The 18,071-nt window shown below is 73.7% G+C and carries 13 protein-coding genes and 2 pseudogenes; 6 read left to right on the forward strand and 9 right to left on the reverse strand.

Annotated elements, in window-relative coordinates:
* Positions 1–277: 277 nt before the first annotated feature.
* The 4 genes from AB0O91_RS03580 to AB0O91_RS03595 all read left to right on the forward strand — a co-directional run bounded on the left by AB0O91_RS03580 (position 278) and on the right by AB0O91_RS03595 (position 5,305).
* Positions 278–1,105: an ABC transporter ATP-binding protein gene (locus tag AB0O91_RS03580; protein ID WP_363427447.1), complete on the forward strand. Its 828-nt coding sequence runs from the start codon at positions 278–280 to the stop codon at positions 1,103–1,105.
* Complete coding sequence (locus AB0O91_RS03585; RefSeq protein WP_363427448.1) at positions 1,102–2,739, forward strand: transporter; 1,638 nt, start codon at positions 1,102–1,104, stop codon at positions 2,737–2,739. The genes AB0O91_RS03580 and AB0O91_RS03585 overlap by 4 nt, the downstream gene beginning before the upstream one ends.
* Positions 2,740–2,851: 112 nt before the next feature.
* Positions 2,852–4,141, forward strand: coding sequence for a DUF2786 domain-containing protein (locus AB0O91_RS03590; protein ID WP_363427449.1), 1,290 nt, complete (start codon positions 2,852–2,854; stop codon positions 4,139–4,141).
* Positions 4,142–4,189: 48 nt separating this feature from the next.
* Entirely contained in the window at positions 4,190–5,305 is a 1,116-nt protein-coding gene (locus AB0O91_RS03595) for an ADP-ribosylglycohydrolase family protein (RefSeq protein WP_363427450.1), read from the forward strand.
* 71 nt (positions 5,306–5,376) lie between these two features.
* On the opposite strand, the gene AB0O91_RS03600 is transcribed toward AB0O91_RS03595, so the two are convergent.
* The 4 genes from AB0O91_RS03600 to AB0O91_RS03615 form a co-directional block, all read right to left on the reverse strand.
* On the reverse strand, positions 5,377–6,690 hold the full coding sequence (locus tag AB0O91_RS03600) for a serpin family protein (RefSeq protein WP_363427451.1): 1,314 nt from the start codon (positions 6,688–6,690) through the stop codon (positions 5,377–5,379).
* Between the two features lie 58 nt (positions 6,691–6,748).
* Complete coding sequence (locus AB0O91_RS03605; protein WP_363427452.1) at positions 6,749–7,747, reverse strand: ADP-ribosylglycohydrolase family protein; 999 nt, start codon at positions 7,745–7,747, stop codon at positions 6,749–6,751.
* Between the two features lie 39 nt (positions 7,748–7,786).
* The gene (locus AB0O91_RS03610) at positions 7,787–9,001 is read right to left on the reverse strand and encodes a cytochrome P450 (RefSeq protein WP_363427453.1); all 1,215 of its coding nucleotides are present in this window, start codon (positions 8,999–9,001) and stop codon (positions 7,787–7,789) included.
* Between the two features lie 110 nt (positions 9,002–9,111).
* On the reverse strand, positions 9,112–9,852 hold the full coding sequence (locus AB0O91_RS03615; protein WP_363427454.1) for a Sir2 family NAD-dependent protein deacetylase: 741 nt from the start codon (positions 9,850–9,852) through the stop codon (positions 9,112–9,114).
* Positions 9,853–9,979: 127 nt separating this feature from the next.
* Here AB0O91_RS03615 and AB0O91_RS03620 point away from each other — a divergent pair.
* Both AB0O91_RS03620 and AB0O91_RS03625 read left to right on the forward strand, forming a co-directional pair.
* A pseudogene (locus AB0O91_RS03620) lies at positions 9,980–10,156 on the forward strand (AAA family ATPase); the annotation flags it as partial.
* Positions 10,157–10,537 (forward strand): annotated as a pseudogene (locus AB0O91_RS03625) (VWA-like domain-containing protein); the annotation flags it as partial.
* Between the two features lie 30 nt (positions 10,538–10,567).
* On the opposite strand, the gene AB0O91_RS03630 reads toward AB0O91_RS03625, so the two are convergent.
* The 5 genes from AB0O91_RS03630 to AB0O91_RS03650 all read right to left on the reverse strand — a co-directional run bounded on the left by AB0O91_RS03630 (position 10,568) and on the right by AB0O91_RS03650 (position 18,028).
* On the reverse strand, positions 10,568–11,203 hold the full coding sequence (locus AB0O91_RS03630; protein WP_363427455.1) for a hypothetical protein: 636 nt from the start codon (positions 11,201–11,203) through the stop codon (positions 10,568–10,570).
* A 117-nt stretch (positions 11,204–11,320) separates the two neighbouring features.
* Entirely contained in the window at positions 11,321–12,001 is a 681-nt protein-coding gene (locus tag AB0O91_RS03635) for a response regulator transcription factor (protein ID WP_363427456.1), read from the reverse strand.
* Entirely contained in the window at positions 11,998–13,185 is a 1,188-nt protein-coding gene (locus tag AB0O91_RS03640; RefSeq protein ID WP_363427457.1) for a histidine kinase, read from the reverse strand. The genes AB0O91_RS03635 and AB0O91_RS03640 overlap by 4 nt, the downstream gene beginning before the upstream one ends.
* 82 nt (positions 13,186–13,267) lie before the next feature.
* Positions 13,268–13,942: a hypothetical protein gene (locus AB0O91_RS03645; protein WP_363427458.1), complete on the reverse strand. Its 675-nt coding sequence runs from the start codon at positions 13,940–13,942 to the stop codon at positions 13,268–13,270.
* A gap of 192 nt (positions 13,943–14,134) precedes the next feature.
* Positions 14,135–18,028, reverse strand: coding sequence for a DNA-directed RNA polymerase subunit beta' (locus AB0O91_RS03650; RefSeq protein WP_363427459.1), 3,894 nt, complete (start codon positions 18,026–18,028; stop codon positions 14,135–14,137).
* Positions 18,029–18,071: the final 43 nt, after the last annotated feature.

An 18,071-nucleotide genomic window follows, 5' to 3' on the forward strand; every position in this document is an offset into this window, starting at 1 on the left:
TCCCCGCGGCGCGGCACCCCGCGCGCTCACTGCTCCTCATAGTGCAGGACGAACAAGGGAACTGAGTAGTTGCCGGACCGGATCGCCGACCGGATCACCGACCGGTCCGGCGCCCGCCGCAACCCGGCGGCCGGACGGCGCGCCTCACCCGTTCGGCGGACTGGCTCAGGGGATGCTCAAAGCGGACGACAGTCTGTTCGGGCAGTGCCAGGCTGGGCCCGGGAGCAACCGTTCCGTCCACCGTCCGTCCCGCCACGACCACAGACAGAAGGCCGCCATGCAGGCGTCAGCACCGTCGCCCTCCGAACCGACCCCCACCGGACCGGACACCCCCTCCGCCGTGAGCATCCAAGGGCTGTGGAAGCACTTCGGCACCCAGGCCGCGGTGGCCGGACTCAGCCTGGAACTGCCCGCCGGTGCGTTCATCGGACTGGTCGGACCGAACGGCGCGGGCAAGACCACCACGCTGTCCATGGTCACCGGCCTGCTCCGCCCCGACCAGGGCGCCGTGCTGGTGCACGGCACCGACGTGTGGGCCGACCCGGTCACCGTCAAGGCCCGGATCGGCATCCTGCCCGAGGGCCTGCGGATGTTCGAACGCCTCAGCGGGCGCGAACTGCTGCAGTACACCGGCCGGCTGCGCGGCCTGCCCGCCGCCGAGGTGGACCGCCGCGCCGAGGAGCTGCTGGCCGTCCTGGACCTCGGCCGGGACGCCGACAAGCTGGTCGCCGACTACTCCACCGGCATGCGCAAGAAGATCGGCCTGGCCGCCGCCCTGCTGCACAACCCCGACGTGCTGTTCCTGGACGAGCCCTTCGAGGGCGTCGACCCGGTCTCCGCCCAGACCATCCGGGGCGTGCTCAAGCGGTACGCGGCCGCCGGCTCCACGGTGATCTTCTCCAGCCACGTGATGGAGCTGGTCGAGCAGCTCTGCGACTGGGTCGCCGTGGTCAACGCCGGCCGGGTGATCGCCCAGGGCCCGCTGGACACCGTCCGGGGCGGGCGCAGCCTGCACGAGGCCTTCCTGGAGCTGATCGGCGTCCGCGAGGACGACGGCCGGTCGCTCGGCTGGCTCGGCGGCGGCCCCGCCGGGAGCGCCCGGTGACCGCCCCGGCGCCCGCCCGGGCGACCCCCGCGGTGCCCGACGGGCGGACCGTGGTCCGCGGCATGGTCGCGCTCAAGCTGCGGCTGCTGCGCAACGGGCTGCGCCGCAGCCGCGGCCGGGCCGTCGTGTACGTCGTCGGCGGCCTGCTCGGCCTGGTCCTCGCGGGCTTCACGGCCCTCGGCATGGCGATGCTGAACGGGCGCTACGCCGGCTCCGGGGACACCGGGGTGATGCTGCTCGGCGTACTCGTGGTGGGCTGGGCCGCGCTGCCGCTGTTCCTGTTCTCCAGCGACGAGAGCGCCGACCCGACCAGGCTCACCATGCTGCCGCTGCGGCCCGGTCCGCTGCTGCGCGGATCGCTGCTGGCCGCGCTGATCGGGCCCGGTCCGCTGATCAGCCTGGTGCTGGTGACCGGCGCGGTGCTGTCCGGCGCGACCGGCGGGGCCTCGGCCGCGGTCGCGGTGGTCGCGGTGCCGCTCGCGCTGCTCTGCCTGGTCACGCTGTCCCGGGCGGTCGCGGCCGGGAACGCCCGGATGCTCTCCAGCCGGCGCGGCAAGGACTTCGCGATCTTCGGCGGGCTGGCCTTCGCCCTGCTCGTCCAGGTCGCCAACGTCGGCTCGCAGAGCATCTTCGGCCGCCAGCACGGCAAGGACCTCGACCTCAGCCCGCTCCGGCCGATCGCCGCGGTGCTCCGCTGGATCCCGCCGATCAGCGCGGTCGACGCCCCGCGCAGCACCGGCGCCGGCGAGTACGGCCAGGCGGCGCTCCAACTGGCCGCGGCCGCCGCGCTGCTGGTGCTGCTGCTGCGCTGGTGGCGCGCCAGCCTCCAGGAGCTGATGGTCACCGCCGACTCCTCCACCCTGGAGGTGGCGCGCGGGGTGCAGAACGGCCGCGGCTGGGGCTTCCTGCCGGAGGGCCGGACCGGCGCGGTGATGCAGCGCCACCTGCGCTACGCCTGGCGCGAACCGCGGGCCAAGGCCGCGCTGTTCACCAGCATCGGGATGACGCTGGTGATCTGCGTGCTGTCGGTGGTCCAGGGCTGGTCGAGCGTCTACCTGCTGGCCATGACCGGGACGTTCCTCGGGCTGCAGATGCTCAACCTGTTCGGCATGGACGGCTCGGCGTTCTGGATGGTCGCCGCCACCCTGCGCACCCCGGCCGACGCCCGGGACGAGCTGCGCGGCCGGGCGTACGCGGTGCTGTCGTACGCCGTCCCGGTCACGGTGCTGCTCGGGCTGGTGCTGGCCGCCGCCACCGGCGACTGGGCCGGGCTGCCGTCCGCGATCGGCCTGGCCCTGGCGGTGCTCGGCTGCGGCATCGCGCTCGGCTCGGTGTTCAGCGTGATCGCGCCGTACACCATGCCGGCCGACAGCAACCCGATGCGCAACGCCGCCCCCGGGCAGGGCGGGCTGATCCTGCTCAACCAGTTCGGCTCGATGCTCGGCGTCGTGGTGCTCGCCCTGCCGGTCGGCGGCTACCTGCTCTGGGCGCTGACCTCGGACGGGCCGACCTGGCCGCTGCTGCTGCTCGGCCCGCTCTACGGCGCCCTGATCGCCACCCTCGGCATCCGGCTGGCCGCCGCCAAGCTGCTGGACCGGGTGCCGGAGATCATGGCCAAGGCCATCGAACGCTAGGGCGTGTCCGGCCCTGGAACGTGCCCGGGGCGCCTCGGCCGTCCCGTCTCCTCGGCCCCTCCGGCATCATGGGCCGGAGGGGCCGAACCGTCGAGGAGAGCAGGGACACACCGTGGGCAAGCGCGCGCAGCAGGGCGACGGGAACGCCGGGCCGCTGCTGGAGCAGGCGGTGCACGCGGTGCTCACCGCGCCGGAGGAGTCGCTCGACCTCGCCCTGGACACCGGGGCCTCGCTGCTGGCCGCCTCGGCCGGGCAGTGGCCGGCGGTCAGCCGGGCGCTGCTGGGGTACGCGGACACCGCGGTGGGCCGCTGCTGGTCGGCCGGGTGGCGCCCGGCCGACCTGGTGCGGGTGGTGCGGCGCGGGCTGAAGCCCGTCCACCTGGCGCTCGCGGTGGACCTGATCGCCGCCGAGGGCCGGCGGCACCCCGCCGCGGGCCTGGACCGGCGCTGGCAGGAGCAGTTGCGCGAGCTGGAGACCGAGGTCTGGTGGCCGGCCGACGAGCAGTACCTCGGCGCCTTCGCCCACCGGCACCGGCTGGACCGCTTCGCGCTCGCCGGCGCCGTCCTGGAGCTGCTGCGCACCTGGGGCCGGCTGCCCCCGGTCGCCCCGGTCGGCCCGGCCCCCGGCCGGACGGCACGGGCGGAGCGCCCCGCCGGGCCGGGCCCCGCCGCTCCGACGACCGGCCAGCCGCGGATGCTGGCCCGGATCCGGGCGCTGCTGGCCAAGGCCGAGTCCACCGAGTACCCGGAGGAGGCCGAGGCGCTGACCGCCAAGGCCCAGCAGCTGATGGCCCAGCACAGCATCGACGAGGCGCTGCTGGCCGCCGGCGCGGCCGACCGGGACACCCCGGCGGCGCTGCGGATCGGCGTGGACAACCCCTACGAGGGCCCCAAGACGATGCTGCTGGACGCGGTCGCGGCGGCGAACCGGTGCCGGGTGGTGTGGGCCAAGGAGTTCGGCTTCTGCACCGTGATCGGCTTCGACGGGGACCTCGACGGCGTCGAGCTGCTCTACACCTCGCTGCTGGTGCAGGCCACCCACGCGCTCAACAAGGCCGGCTCCGGCAAGGACTCCCGCAGCAAGGCGTTCCGGCAGTCCTTCCTGGTCGCGTACGCGGCGCGGATCCGCGAGCGGCTGACCGCCGCCACCGAGCGGGCCACCAGCGACGCCGCGGCCGGCCGTCACCTCCGCGAGGACGGCACCGAGGAGCAGCTGCTGCCGGACGAGCGGCTGCTGCCCGCGCTGGCCGCCCGCTCGGCGGCGGTGGACGAGGAGGTCGGCCGGCTGTTCCCGAAGCTGGTCTCCCAGCGGGTCCGGGTCAGCGACGGCGAGGGCTGGGCGGCCGGCCGGGCCGCGGCCGACCGCGCGGCGCTGCACGGGCGGGGCGAGATCCGCACCTGACGTCCCGCCTGATAGAAACGACCCGCCACGAACGAAGGGGGATCCGACGTGACCGAGTCGGCGGCGGAGTCGGGATACCGGGACCGGGTGCGCGGCGCGCTGCTCGGCGGCGCGATCGGCGATGCGCTGGGCTGGCCGGTGGAGTTCCAGCAGCTCCACCAGATCCAGGACCGGTTCGGACCGCAGGGCGTCACCGGGCTGCCGTCCGGGGGCCCCGGGACGGTCGAGGTCACCGATGACACCCAGATGACGCTGTTCACCGCCGAGGGCCTGATCCGCGGCTTCGTCCGCGGCTGGACGGGCGGCGGCGGCTCGGTGCCGGAGGCCGTGCACGGCGCCTACCGGCGCTGGCTGCGCACCCAGTTCCAGCCCGCGCCGGACGTCGAGCCCCAGCCCCGCCCGTACGACGGCTGGCTGCTGAGCCGACCGTTCCTGTACGCCCGGCGGGCGCCGGGCAACGCCTGTCTGAGCGGGGCCTCCGAGCACCCGGTGTTCGAGCCGCCGGCCCCGATCGGGCTGCCGGGGCCGATCAACCCCGGTTCCAAGGGGTGCGGCACGGTGATGCGCTCGGCGCCGTTCGGGCTGGCCCGGCTGGGGGTCGAGCAGTCCTTCGGGCTGGCCGTGCAGTGCGCCCAGCTGACCCACGGGCACCCGACCGGCTACCTGGCGGCCGGCGCCCTGGCGGCGCTGGTCGAGCGGCTGGCGTCCGGGACGGAGCCGTGGGCGGCGGTCGGCGAGACGGTGGAGCAGATCCGCGAGCTGCCCGCGTCCAAGGAGACCGTGCAGGCGCTGGCCCGGGCGGTGCGGCTGGCCCAGGAGGCCGAGCCCTCGGCGGACACCGTGGAGCGGGTCGGGCTCGGCTGGATCGCCGAGGAGTGCCTGGCCATCGCGGTGCACTCGCTGCTGGCGGCCACCCTCGACCCCGACCCGGTGCGCGCCGCGCTGCTGCTGTCGGTCAACCACTCCGGGGACAGCGACTCGACCGGCGCGGTCTGCGGGAACCTGGTCGGGGCCGCGTACGGCGCCTCGGCGCTGCCCCCCGAGTGGGTCGCGGCGGTCGAGGGACGGGCGGAGCTGCTGACGGTCGCCGACGACCTGCTGGTGCTGTTCGGCAGCCGTGACCCGGGCCACCCGGCGCTCGGCGGGCGCTACCCGGCCTGGTAGGCCGCTCCGCCCGGTGCCCGGCGGGCGCCACCCGGCCCGGCGGGCCGCATCACCGGCCCCGGTGGGCCGCGTCACCCGGCCTGCGGGTCGGTGACCTGGCCGAGGAAGAGCGGCCGCCCGGTGGCGGTGTCCCGGATCAGGAACAGGAACGGCCGGTCGATGTGCAGTTCGGCGGGCTGCCGCGCGGCCGGCACCGCCCCGGCGACCACCGCGCCGCTGCCGGCCGCCGCGACCGTACCGCCCTCGTCGACCTCGACGGTGGCCTTCTGCAGCACCCCGCCGAGGCCGAGTCGGTCCGGGGCGATGCCGCCGAAGTCGGGCGCCGCGAAGGCCGTCCGGACACCGAGCGAGCGCAGCGCGGAGCTCAGCTCGTTCGAGGTGTCGAAGCGGAAGCGCGGCAGTTGGAGGTCGACGGGCTGCTCGGCGAGGGCGCCGAGGATCCGGTCCAGCTGGGGCTGGTCCAGGCCCTTGCGGAAGGCCGCGAAGCCGCCCTGCGCCGGGACGATCAGGTCCATCGCCAACGTGCCGTCCGCGTAAGGGAGTTCGACGGCCTGCCAGGGCTCGCCGGCGATCCCGCCGGAGCCGTCGGCGTACTTGAGGTCGCCGTTCCGGCTCATGCTGGGGACGCTCGGGGCGGAGCCGTCGAGCGTGTGGAAGGGGCGGTCGGCGGTGTTCGCGGGCTTGAACTCGGTGGCCCACTTCGCCTTCAGGTAGAGCGCGTCGGTGAGGATCAGCCGGGTGTCGCCGGTGACCGCGCCCGGCGGGAGGAGGTCCTTGATCCGGCCGTCGGTGGTCTTCGCCACCGCCGCGTTGATCGCCGTACGGGCGTCCTCCGGGCTCTTCGCGAAGTCGGCGGTGTGCACTCCGGCGTCGAAGGCGGTGGCGAGGGTGGCCAGGTAGCCGGGTGAGACGGCCATGCCCTGCTTCGTCCAGACCTCGTCGGCCTCGCGCAGGGTGAGCTTGTCGGTGGCCGCGGCCGGCCGGTTCAGCGCACCGACGGCGAGGGCGTACTGCTCGGGGGCGAGGTCGGTGTGCAGGGCCTTGGCGAGTTCGTCGGCGGTCGCGCCGCGCGCGCCGGGGAGCAGCATGGCGAGCACGGTGGCCAGGCCGGACGGCGAGACCACAGTGTTGCGCCCGGCGGCGTCCGGCTGTGCGGTGAGGGCGTGCAGGAGGTCCAGGCCGAAGGCGTCGGTGGCCCGGGCGGTGGCCGCGATCCGGGCGGGGTCCACGGCGGGGCGGGAGGCCGGAGCGGCGGCCCGCAGTTCCCCGGTGGCGGCGGCTCCGGTGCTGCCGCAGCCGCTGAGCAGCGGCGCGGCGAGGGCGGCGGCGAGGAGCAGCGCCGCCGGGCGACGGCGGTGGGTTCCGAGCGTGCTGCGGTTCGTCATGGCCCTTCGACGTGCCGCCCGGGGAACGGGTTCCGGTCCCCGGGCCGCGGCCGTCGGGTCAGTCCCAGAGCGCGCCGAGCTCCAGCAGTTCGTCCCGGTGCTCGATCCGCTCGACCCACTCCCCGGGCCAGACCGCCTCGCCGTGGTGGGCGCCGGCGAAGGCGCCGGTCAGGCAGGCGAGCGAGTCGGAGTCGCCGCTGGAGTAGGCGGCCCGGCGGACGGCGGCCACCGGGTCGTCGGGCAGCAGCAGGAAGCAGAGCAGCCCGGTGCCGAGGGCCTCCTCGGCGATCCAGCCCTCACCGGTGGCCAGGCAGGGGTCGGCCTCGGGGTCGGGCGCGACGAGCGCGGCCTCCAGCCGGTCGAGCACCTTGAGGCAGTCGTCCCAGCCGCGGGCGATGACGGCCTGCGGGGAGGCGCCGTGCCAGCGGTCGGCGAGGTCGCCGAGCCAGAACTCGTCGTACCGCTCGCGGCTCGCCAGCGCGTACGCCCGCAGCGCGGCGGGCAGGTCGGCGGGCGGGAGGCCGTCAGCGAGCCGGCGCACGGCGTACGCGGTGAGGTCACCGGCGGCGAGTGCGGTCGGGTGGCCGTGGGTGAGGGCGGACTGCAGCTGGGCGGCGCCGGACAACTGCCGGGCGTCCAGCTCGCGGACCAGCCCGATCGGGGCGACCCGCATGTTGGCGCCGCAGCCCTTGGAGCCGACGTCACTGGCCTGCTGCCAGCGGTACTGCTCGCGGCTGAGCCGCTCGCAGGAGCGCAGACAGGTCATGCCGGGGGCGCGGTTGTTCTGCGGGGAGCGCCACCAGTCGACGAACTCCTCGCGGACCGGCCGGGCCAGTCGCAGCGGGGTGAGCGGCCCGCGGGCCAGGGCGGTCCGCAGGCCGCGGCCGAGGGCCAGCGTCATCTGGGTGTCGTCGGTGACCAACGCCCGCCCGGGCAAGGGGAGTCGCCGCCAGTCCGGGTGTTCGGCGGCGATCCGTTCGATGTCCTGGAACTCGGTCAGCCGGCCCAGCGCGTCGCCGATCGCCAGCCCCAGCAGTGCCCCTGTCGCCTTGCCCACGGCGTTCTCCCCCTCGCTCGTCCCGGCCGGGCCCGGCGCTCAGACCTCGACCAGCAGTTCCTTGAGTCCGCGGATCACGTAGCCCGGGTTCCACTCGGGCTCGCGGACCGGCCGCAGGCCCGGGGCCCGGCGCAGCAGCGTGCCGTAGGACTCGGTGAGCTCCAGTCTGGCGAGCGGGGCGCCCAGACAGAAGTGGATTCCGGCACCGAAGGTGATGTGCGGATTGTCGGTGCGGCCGAGGTCGAGGCGGTCGGGGTCGGCGAAGCGCTCCGGGTCACGGTTGGCGGAGCCGAAGAGCAGGGCGATCTCGGCGCCGCGCGGGACGGTGACGCCGCGGACCTCGATGTCCTCCAGCACCCAGCGCTCGAACATCTGCAGCGGGGTGTCCCAGCGCATCAGTTCCTCGACGGCGGTGGGCAGCAGGTCGTCCACCGCGCCGCGCAGCCGGGCGAGTTCGTCGGGGTGGCGGAACAGCGCCCACCAGCCGTTGCCGGTGGTGTTGACGGTCGCCTCGTGGCCGGCGTTGAGCAGCAGCACGCAGGTGGAGACCATCTCCTGCTCGCTGAGCGCGTCGGAGCCCTCCTGGGCCTGGACGAGCGCGCTGATCAGGTCCTCGCCCGGGGCCGCCCGGCGCTCGCGGATCAGCCCGCGCAGGTAGTCGGAGAACTCGGTGCTCGCGGCGACGGCCCGCCGGGCGGTCTCCTCGCTCGGGTTGAGCTCGAACATGCCGGTGATGTCGGCGGACCAGGGGCGCAGCAGGTGGCGGTCGGACTCGGGCACGCCGAGCATCTCGGCAATCACGGCGACCGGCAGCGGCTCGGCGACGGTGGCGATCAGGTCGCCGCCGCCGGCCGCGAGCAGTTCGTCGACCAGTTCCCCGGCCAGCCGCCGGACGGTCGGCCGCAGCCCCTCGACCATGCGCGGGGTGAAGGCCTTGGAGACCAGGCGGCGGATCCGGGTGTGGTCGGGCGCCTCCAGGTCGAGCAGCCCGTGGTCGTTGAGGGTGTGGAAGGGCTCGTGCGCCGGGTCGGGCTCGGGGCGGCCGAACTCCTGGTGGCTGAACCGGTGGGTGTAGGTGCGTCCGAGCCGCCGGTCGCGCAGCAGGGCGCTGACGTCCTCGTGCCGCGAGACCAGCCACTGGTTCGTCGGTTCGTGGTACGCCACGGGCGCGTGCTCGCGCAGTTCGGCGTACGCGTCGTACGGGTGGGCCACGAACGCCGCCGACCAGGGGTCGAACTTCGCCGTCGTCGTCATCGGTCGATCACTCCAGGCCGTGAGGGGAAGCCGGAAGGATCATCGTACGCACGCGGTGCATTCGTAAAGAGATCCCTCCGGCCCTTCCGCTCCCGCCGCTCCCCCGCGCCTCAGGCCCGCTCCCGCACCAGCCGCCGCACCAGCTCCGGCAGCGCCGTCGAGATCGGCTCCCGGATCACCTCGGCCGCGGCCACGTCGTAGGGCGTCTCCTCGCCGTTCACGATGATCAGCTTCGCCCCGCTCCGCACCGCTTCGTACGGCAGCCCGGCCACCGGGAACACCTGGAGGCTGGTGCCGACCGCGATGAACAGGTCGCAGGCACGGGCGATCGTGTCGGCCCGGCCGAGCACCTCCTGGTCCAGGTTCTCGCCGAACATCACGATCCGCGGCTTCAGGATCCCCCCGCACTCCCGGCAGTCCGGGTCCGGCTCCCCGGCCTCGACCCGGTCCAGCGCCCGCGCCATCGACCCGACCGCCCGGCAGTCCAGGCACTGGGTCTCCCGGACGTTGCCGTGCAGTTCGAGCACCTTGCGGTCGGTCAGCCCGGCCCGCTGGTGCAGCCCGTCGATGTTCTGGGTGAGCACCCGCAGCGGCAGCCCGGAGCGTTCCAGGTCGACCAGCGCGCGGTGCCCGGCGTTCGGCTCCGCGGCCAGCTCGGCCGTCTCCAGCCGCATCCGCCAGGCCCGCTCGCGCACCTGCGGGTCGCCCCGGTACGGGCCGATGGTGACCAGTTCCTCGGCCGACGGGTCCCGGCGCCAAAGGCCCTGCGGGCCCCGGTAGTCGGGGATGCCGGAGTCGGTCGAGATGCCCGCGCCGGTGAGGACGGCGATCAGGGGGCGCTTCGCGTTCATACCCCGGACGGTACGGGCCCCGCGCCGCGGCGGCCACCGGGATTCCGGGCGCCGGAAATCCGGGTGCGCCCGGCCAACTCCCGCCGCACACTGGGCCGGTCACACGCCGTCGGTACGAAGGAGCCCCGTGCAGGGGGCAGTCAGCGTCTCGCCCGCCCGGATCCCCGAGCTGCTGCTCGGCCTGGCCGCCGTCCGCCCGGTGTTCCTCTGGGGCGCGCCCGGGATCGGGAAGTCCTCCCTGGTCAGGGCGTTCGCCGAGGCGCTCGGCCTGGAGTGCGTGAGCCTGGTCGGCACCCAGCTCGCCTTCGGGGTGGTCCTGGACACCTCCGGCTCGATGGACCGGCTCCTGCTCGGCAAGGCGCTGGGCGCGATCGCCTCCTACGCCGTCGCCCGGGACGTCCCGGCCGCCCGGGTGGTGCACTGCGACGCCGCCCCGCACGACGCCGGGTACCTCCCGGTCGAGGAGATCGCCGGCCGGCTCCGGGTGCACGGGCGCGGCGGCACCGTCCTCCAGCCGGGCATCGACCTGCTGGAGCGGGCCGAGGACTTCCCGCCTGGGGCGCGTGTACTGGTGATCACCGACGGCGAGTGCGACGTGCTGCGGGTGCGCCGCGAGCACGCCTTCCTCGTCCCGCGCGGCGCCGGGCTGCCGTTCACCCCGCACGGACCGGTGTTCCGGATGAGCCAGGCACCGTGTCCGGCCGCCGTCGACCCGCTACGCCGGCACCGCCCGGGGCGCCGCGCCGAACCGGACCAGCGGGGTGAGCGCGACCAGGTAGCAGGCGGCGGCGAGCGGGATGAAGGCCAGGTCGGCCCCGCTGGCGACGGTGCCGACCAGCATCAGCACCGGGCTCCACCAGCGCAGCACCCGGCCGGCCCTCACCGAGGCCGCGACCAGCAGCGCCAGCAGCCCGACGTAGAACAGCAGCGGGCCGACCTGGTACACGACCGGGAGCACCCCGGGGACGTCCTGGATCCGCCCGAACAGCCGCACCTGCTCCGCCTTGTCCCCCGCGGCCAGGCCGACGCCCAGGTCGATCCCGATCTGCACCAGCGAGGCCGCCAGGCCCGCGAACGCCGTCCCCAGCGCGGCGTTCGCGGCCAGCCGCCCGGCCGCGGTCCCGCGCGGGGCGAGCAGCCCGCGCAGTGCCCGCAGCACCGGGGCGAACAGCAGCAGGCCGGCGAACATCGCGGTGTGCCCGAGGGTCCAGCCGGGGCCGGGCTCGCGGGAGCCGGGCACCAGCCGGATGCCTCCGTAGAGGGCCATCAGGGCGGGGGCTCCGACGGCGGCGTAGCCGGCGAGGCGGCTGGTGCGGTTGGCGTTCATCTGACGATCTCCAGTGGTGTCCATGGCCCCGGGTCCGTGGCCGGTGTCCCGTTCCGACACCCCAGAGCCTCCCGGCCGACCCCCTCGTCGCGGATCACCCGCACCGGCGAAACCGGCCCCTCCCCCGCACGGGGGAGGCCCTCAGGACTCCCCCGCCACCACCGCGCCGGCCTCGTACGCGAACACCACCGCGTGCACCCGGTCGCGCAGCCCGAGCTTGCTCAGCACGTTGCTGACGTGGGTCTTCACCGTGTGCTCGCTGACCACCAGCTCGGCCGCGATCTCCGCGTTGGACAGCCCGCGGGCGAGCAGCCGCAGCGTCTCCTGCTCGCGCGCGGTCAGCTGCTCCAGCAGCCGGGACGGCGGCCGCACGGCCCGCTCCGGGCCGCCCGGGCGGCGGGCCGCGAACTCGCCGATCAGCCGTCTGGTCACCGAGGGTGCGAGCAGCGCCTCGCCCGAGGCCACCATCCGCACCCCGTGCGCCAGGTCGTCCCGCCGGACGTCCTTCAGCAGGAAGCCGCTGGCCCCCGCGTACAGCGCGTCGAAGACGTAGTCGTCGACGTCGAAGGTGGTCAGCATGATCACCTTGGTGGCCGGGAACTCCGCGCACACCCGGCGGGCGGCCTCCAGACCGTCCATCACCGGCATCCGGACGTCCAGCAGCAGCACGTCCGGGGAGTGCGCCCGCACCGCCTCGACGGCCTCGGCGCCGTCGCGGGCCTCGGCCACCACCTCGATGTCCGGCTGGGCGTCCAGGATCATCCCGAACCCGGCCCGCACCAGCTCCTGGTCGTCCGCGACCACCACCCGTATCGGCGTCATCCGCCCACCCTCTCCAGCCCGCCCGACGGCCCCAGCGGCAGCCGGGCACTCACCAGGAAACCCTCGCCCGCCGGGCCCGGCCCCGCCTCGGCCCGGCCGCCGCAGGCCGCCGCGCGCTCACGGATGCCGACCAGCCCGCGCCCGCCGGACCAGCCGGCCGCCGTACGGTCGGCGGTCAGCGGCACTCCACGGCCGTTGTCGGAGACCCGCACCTCCAGCGCCCCGTCGGCCCGCCGCACCCGGATCGCGACCCGGTCGGCGCCGGAGTGCTTGACGGTGTTGGTCAGCGCCTCCTGCACGATCCGGTACCCGGCCGCCTCCACGTCCGCGGGCAACCCGCCCAGCCCGTCGGCGAGTTCGAGGTCCACCCGCAGGCCCGCCGCGCGCACCCGCTCGGCCACCTCGGCGAGTTCGGCCAGCCGGGGCTGCGGCGCCAGCTCCCGCCCCGCCTCCGGGTCCTTCAACACCCCGAGCACCCGCCGCAGTTGGACCATCGCATCGCGGCCCGCGTCGCCGATGGTGTCGAAGGCGCGGATCGCCCGGTCCGGGTCGTCGCGCACCACCAGCGGCCCCGCCTCGGCCTGGATGACCATCAGCGAGACCGCGTGCGCGAGGATGTCGTGCATCTCCCGGGCGATCCGGGCCCGTTCCTCGGCGACCGCCCGGGCCGCGTCGCTGGCCGCCCGCACCCCGGCCTCCCGGGCCCGCTCCGCCTCCACCCGGGCCAACTGCCGCTGGCTGCGCACCAGCGCCCCGAAGACGAACGAACCGCCCGAGGTCAGCACGCTGAACAGCGCGCCGTTCGGCGAGTGGGTACCGATCACGTTGGCGACCACCACCACCGCCAGCACCGACCAGCGCTGCCACTCAGGGAAGCGCTCGGCCACCGTGTACATCCCGATCACCGCGTACAGCGGCACCTGCGGGTTCGCCGAGTGGGCCACCACCGACAGCAGCAGCGAGGGCAGGCTGCCGACCAGCAGCCAGAGCAGCGTGGCCCGTCGGCGCCAGGGCAGGAACAGCGAGGTCGACACCGCCAGCAGGTACACCCACCACGGCCAGTCGGTGTCGTCGTTGTAGACCGCCCAGATCGACACCGCCGCCGAACAGGCGGCCAGGAGGCCGTCCAGCACGTACGGGCTCAGCCCGGCCGTGCGGCCCGGCCGGCGCGCCGCGTGCTCCACCCTCGCACCTCCCCCGTACCCGGGGGCCCCGCCCCCGCGGAGAAGATCATGCCCTACCGGCAGAACCACCGGCAGCGCCCGGTCAGCCACCGCTGACCGTCACGCCGCCGGTCTCCGCCCGCGCGGTGATGGTGTGCGCCGCTCCCGGCTGCGAGGGGATCCGCACGTCCGCGCCGCCCGCCCCGGCCCGCGCGTCCACCGCGTACGCCTCCCCCGACGGCACCCGCAGCCGCACCCCGCCGTTGCCGACCCGGGCGTCCAGCGTGGCCGGGGCCGCCGCGAAGCCGGCCCGCACCCCGCCGTCGGTCGCGCTCAGGTGCACCGTCGGGGACGTCAGCCCGTCGGCCACCACCCCGCCGTTCTCCACCGCGGCGTCCACCTGGGCGGCCAGCCCGGTCAACCGGATCCCGCCGTTCTGCGCCTTGATCCGCACCTTGGTGCCGGCCGGCACCCGCACCGTGTACCCGACCCCGCAGGAGTCGCAGGTGTACGCCAGCCGCAGCACGCCGTCCGTCACCTCGTGGGTGGTCCGCGGCGCGCTCCCCCGGTAGGTCTGCCGCTCGACGACCTGCACCGAGTCCCCGGTGCCGATCACCTCGATGCCGCCGTCCTCCCCCTCGACCACCAGCTCCTGCACGTGGCCGGCCACCCCGTAGTCGACCGTCCGGTGCCGGTCGTCCCCCCAGGACGGCAGGCACCCCTGCATCCCCAGCACCACCGCCGCCGTGATCGCCACCGCGCCCAGCACCCGCCGCATGTCCGGTCCCCTTCGCCCGCCCCGTCGTCCCGACACCGAGAACCCTCCCGCCTCCGCCCCGCCGGGGCCTCCCCCGCCGGAGCGGTTCCCGGTGCTCCCCCGGGCGGGGGAGCCCGGCCCGGCGGGCGCCGGGAACGCCGCAGGGCGGCCACCCCGTGAGGGGTGACCGCCCTGCGATCAGTGCTGCGCGACTCAGCCGGTGTACGGGCCGTAGTCGTAGTCGTCCAGCGGAACCGCCTGGCCGGAGCCGGCGCCGAAGGGCGACAGGTCGTAGTCGTCGTAGCCGACGGCCGAGTACATCGCGGCCTTGGCCTCCTCGGTCGGCTCGACCCGGATGTTGCGGTAGCGGGGCAGACCCGTACCGGCCGGGATGAGCTTACCGAGGATGACGTTCTCCTTGAGGCCCAGCAGCGGGTCCGACTTGGCGTGGATCGCCGCGTCGGTGAGGACCCGGGTCGTCTCCTGGAAGGAGGCGGCCGACAGCCAGGACTCGGTGGCCAGCGAGGCCTTGGTGATACCCATCAGCTGCGGACGGCCGGAGGCGGGGTGACCGCCCTCGGCGACCACGCGACGGTTCTCGGTCTCGAAGCGGCCGCGCTCGACGAGCTCGCCCGGGAGCAGCTCGGCGTCGCCCGACTCGATGATCGTCACGCGGCGGAGCATCTGCCGGATGATGATCTCGATGTGCTTGTCGTGGATCGACACGCCCTGCGAGTTGTAGACCTTCTGGACTTCGGCGACCAGGTGGATCTGGACGGCACGCTGGCCCATGATGCGCAGGACGTCGTGCGGGTTGGTGGCACCCATGGTCAGCTTCTGGCCGACCTCGACCGCCTCGCCCTCGCTGACCAGCAGCTTCACACGCTTGGAGACGGGGTAGGCGATCTCCTCGCTGCCGTCGTCCGGGGTGATGACGATCTTGCGGGTCTTCTCGGTGTCCTCGATCCGCGCGCGGCCGGTGGCCTCGGAGATCGGGGCCACACCCTTGGGGGTACGGGCCTCGAAGAGCTCGACGACACGCGGCAGACCCTGGGTGATGTCGTCACCGGCCACACCACCGGTGTGGAAGGTACGCATGGTCAGCTGGGTACCGGGCTCACCGATGGACTGGGCGGCGATGATGCCGACCGCCTCACCGATGTCGACCAGCTTGCCGGTGGCCAGCGAGCGGCCGTAGCAGAAGGCACAGGTGCCGACGGCCGACTCACAGGTCAGGATCGAGCGGGTCTTGACCTCGCCGATGCCGTGGCGGATCAGCTCGTCGATCAGCACGTCACCGAGGTCGGTGTTGGCGGTGGCCAGCAGCTTGCCGTCGACGGTGATGTCCTCGGCGAGCATGCGGGCGTACACGCTGGTCTCGACGTCGTCGGCCTTGCGCAGCACGCCGTCGGCGCCCACGGAACCGATCGACAGCTTCAGGCCGCGCTCGGTGCCGCAGTCCTCCTCGCGAATGATGACGTCCTGGGAGACGTCGACCAGACGACGGGTGAGGTAGCCGGAGTCGGCGGTACGGAGGGCGGTGTCGGCCAGACCCTTACGGGCACCGTGGGTGGAGATGAAGTACTCCAGCACGGTGAGACCCTCACGGAACGACGCCTTGATGGGTCGCGGGATGGTCTCGTTCTTGGCGTTCGACACCAGACCACGCATACCGGCGATCTGGCGCATCTGCATCATGTTTCCACGAGCACCCGAGTCGACCATCATGAAGATGGGGTTCGTCTTCGGGAAGTTCGCGGCCATGGCCTCGGCGACCTCGTTGGTCGCCTGGGTCCAGATGCCGACGAGCTCCTGCTTGCGCTCGTCGTTGGTGATCAGACCGCGCTCGTACTGCTTCTGGACCTTCTCCGCCTTGGCCTCGAAGCCCTCCAGGATCTGGGGCTTGCTCGGCGGGACGATGACGTCCGAGATCGAGACGGTGACACCGGAGCGGGTCGACCAGTGGAAGCCGGCCGACTTCAGGTTGTCCAGGGTCGCCGCGACGACGACCTTGGGGTAGCGCTCCGCCAGGTCGTTGACGATCGCGGAGAGCTGCTTCTTGCCCACCTCGTAGTCGACGAACGGGTAGTCCTCGGGCAGCAGCTCGTTGAAGAGCGCGCGGCCCAGGGTGGTCTTCAGGCGGAAGGGCTCGCCGTCGAACCAGCTCGACTGGCCGTCCTCGTCCACCGGCGGGGTCCAGCCGCGGGGCGGGACGGTGCCGGCGCCGAGGCGCAGCTCGATCGGGGCCTGGACGTCCAGGTCGCGGGCGTCGAAGGCCATGATCGCCTCGGCGGTCGACGAGAAGGTGCGGCCGGCGCCCTTCACGTTGTCGCGGTCCGAGGTCAGGAAGAACAGACCGAGCACCATGTCCTGGGTCGGCATGGTGACGGGGCGACCGTCGGCCGGCTTCAGGATGTTGTTCGAGGACAGCATCAGGATGCGGGCCTCGGCCTGCGCCTCCGCGGAGAGCGGCAGGTGGACGGCCATCTGGTCACCGTCGAAGTCCGCGTTGAACGCGGTGCAGACGAGCGGGTGGATCTGGATGGCCTTGCCCTCGACCAGCTGCGGCTCGAAGGCCTGGATGCCGAGGCGGTGCAGGGTGGGCGCACGGTTCAGCAGGACCGGGTGCTCGGCGATGACCTCTTCGAGCACGTCCCACACGACCGGGCGGGCACGCTCGACCATGCGCTTGGCCGACTTGATGTTCTGCGCGTGGTTCAGGTCGACCAGGCGCTTCATCACGAACGGCTTGAAGAGCTCCAGCGCCATGGCCTTGGGCAGACCGCACTGGTGCAGCTTGAGCTGCGGGCCGACGACGATGACCGAACGGGCCGAGTAGTCGACTCGCTTGCCGAGCAGGTTCTGACGGAAACGACCCTGCTTGCCCTTCAGCATGTCGCTGAGGGACTTCAGCGGGCGGTTGCCCGGGCCGGTGACCGGACGGCCGCGGCGGCCGTTGTCGAACAGCGCGTCGACGGCCTCCTGGAGCATGCGCTTCTCGTTGTTCACGATGATCTCGGGGGCACCGAGGTCGAGCAGGCGCTTCAGGCGGTTGTTGCGGTTGATCACGCGGCGGTACAGGTCGTTCAGGTCGGAGGTCGCGAAGCGGCCACCGTCCAGCTGCACCATCGGACGCAGGTCCGGCGGGATGACCGGGACGCAGTCCAGGACCATGCCGTTCGGCTTGTTGCTGGTCTGCAGGAAGGCGGAGACGACCTTGAGGCGCTTGAGCGCACGGGTCTTCTTCTGGCCCTTGCCGGTGCGGATGATCTCGCGGAGGCGCTCGGCCTCCTCCGCCAGGTCGAAGGTCTCCAGGCGGTCCTTGAGGGCCGCGGCGCCCATCGAGCCGGAGAAGTAGGTGCCGAAGCGGTCGCGCAGCTCGCGGTAGAGCAGCTCGTCGCCCTCGAGGTCCTGGACCTTGAGGTTCTTGAAGCGGGCCCACACCTCGTCGAGGCGGTCGAGCTCGCGCTGCGCGCGGTCGCGCAGCTGCTTCATCTCGCGCTCGGCACCCTCGCGCACCTTGCGGCGCACGTCGGCCTTGGCGCCCTCGGCCTCCAGCTCGGCCAGGTCGGTCTCGGCCTTCTTGGCGCGGCCTTCGAGGTCGGAGTCGCGGCGGTTCTCGATCTGCTGACGCTCGACCGAGACGTGCGCCTCCAGGGACGGCAGGTCGCGCTGGCGGCGCTCGTCGTCGACCCAGGTGATCATGTAGGCGGCGAAGTAGATGACCTTCTCGAGGTCCTTCGGCGCCAGGTCGAGCAGGTAGCCGAGGCGGGACGGCACACCCTTGAAGTACCAGATGTGGGTGACCGGGGCGGCCAGCTCGATGTGGCCCATCCGCTCACGGCGCACCTTGGCGCGGGTCACCTCGACGCCGCAGCGCTCGCAGATGATGCCCTTGAAGCGGACGCGCTTGTACTTACCGCAGTAGCACTCCCAGTCCCGGGTGGGGCCGAAGATCTTCTCGCAGAAGAGTCCGTCCTTTTCGGGCTTCAGGGTGCGGTAGTTGATGGTCTCCGGCTTCTTGACCTCGCCGTGCGACCACTGGCGGATGTCGTCGGCGGTGGCCAGGCCGATGCGGAGCTCGTCGAAGAAGTTGACGTCAAGCACTGGTCGTCAAGCCCTCTTTCGTGATTCGAGAGTTTGTCTGTGG

The sequence above is a fragment of the Kitasatospora sp. NPDC089797 genome (genome assembly GCF_040684795.1).
Taxonomy (GTDB): Bacteria; Actinomycetota; Actinomycetes; order Streptomycetales; family Streptomycetaceae; genus Kitasatospora.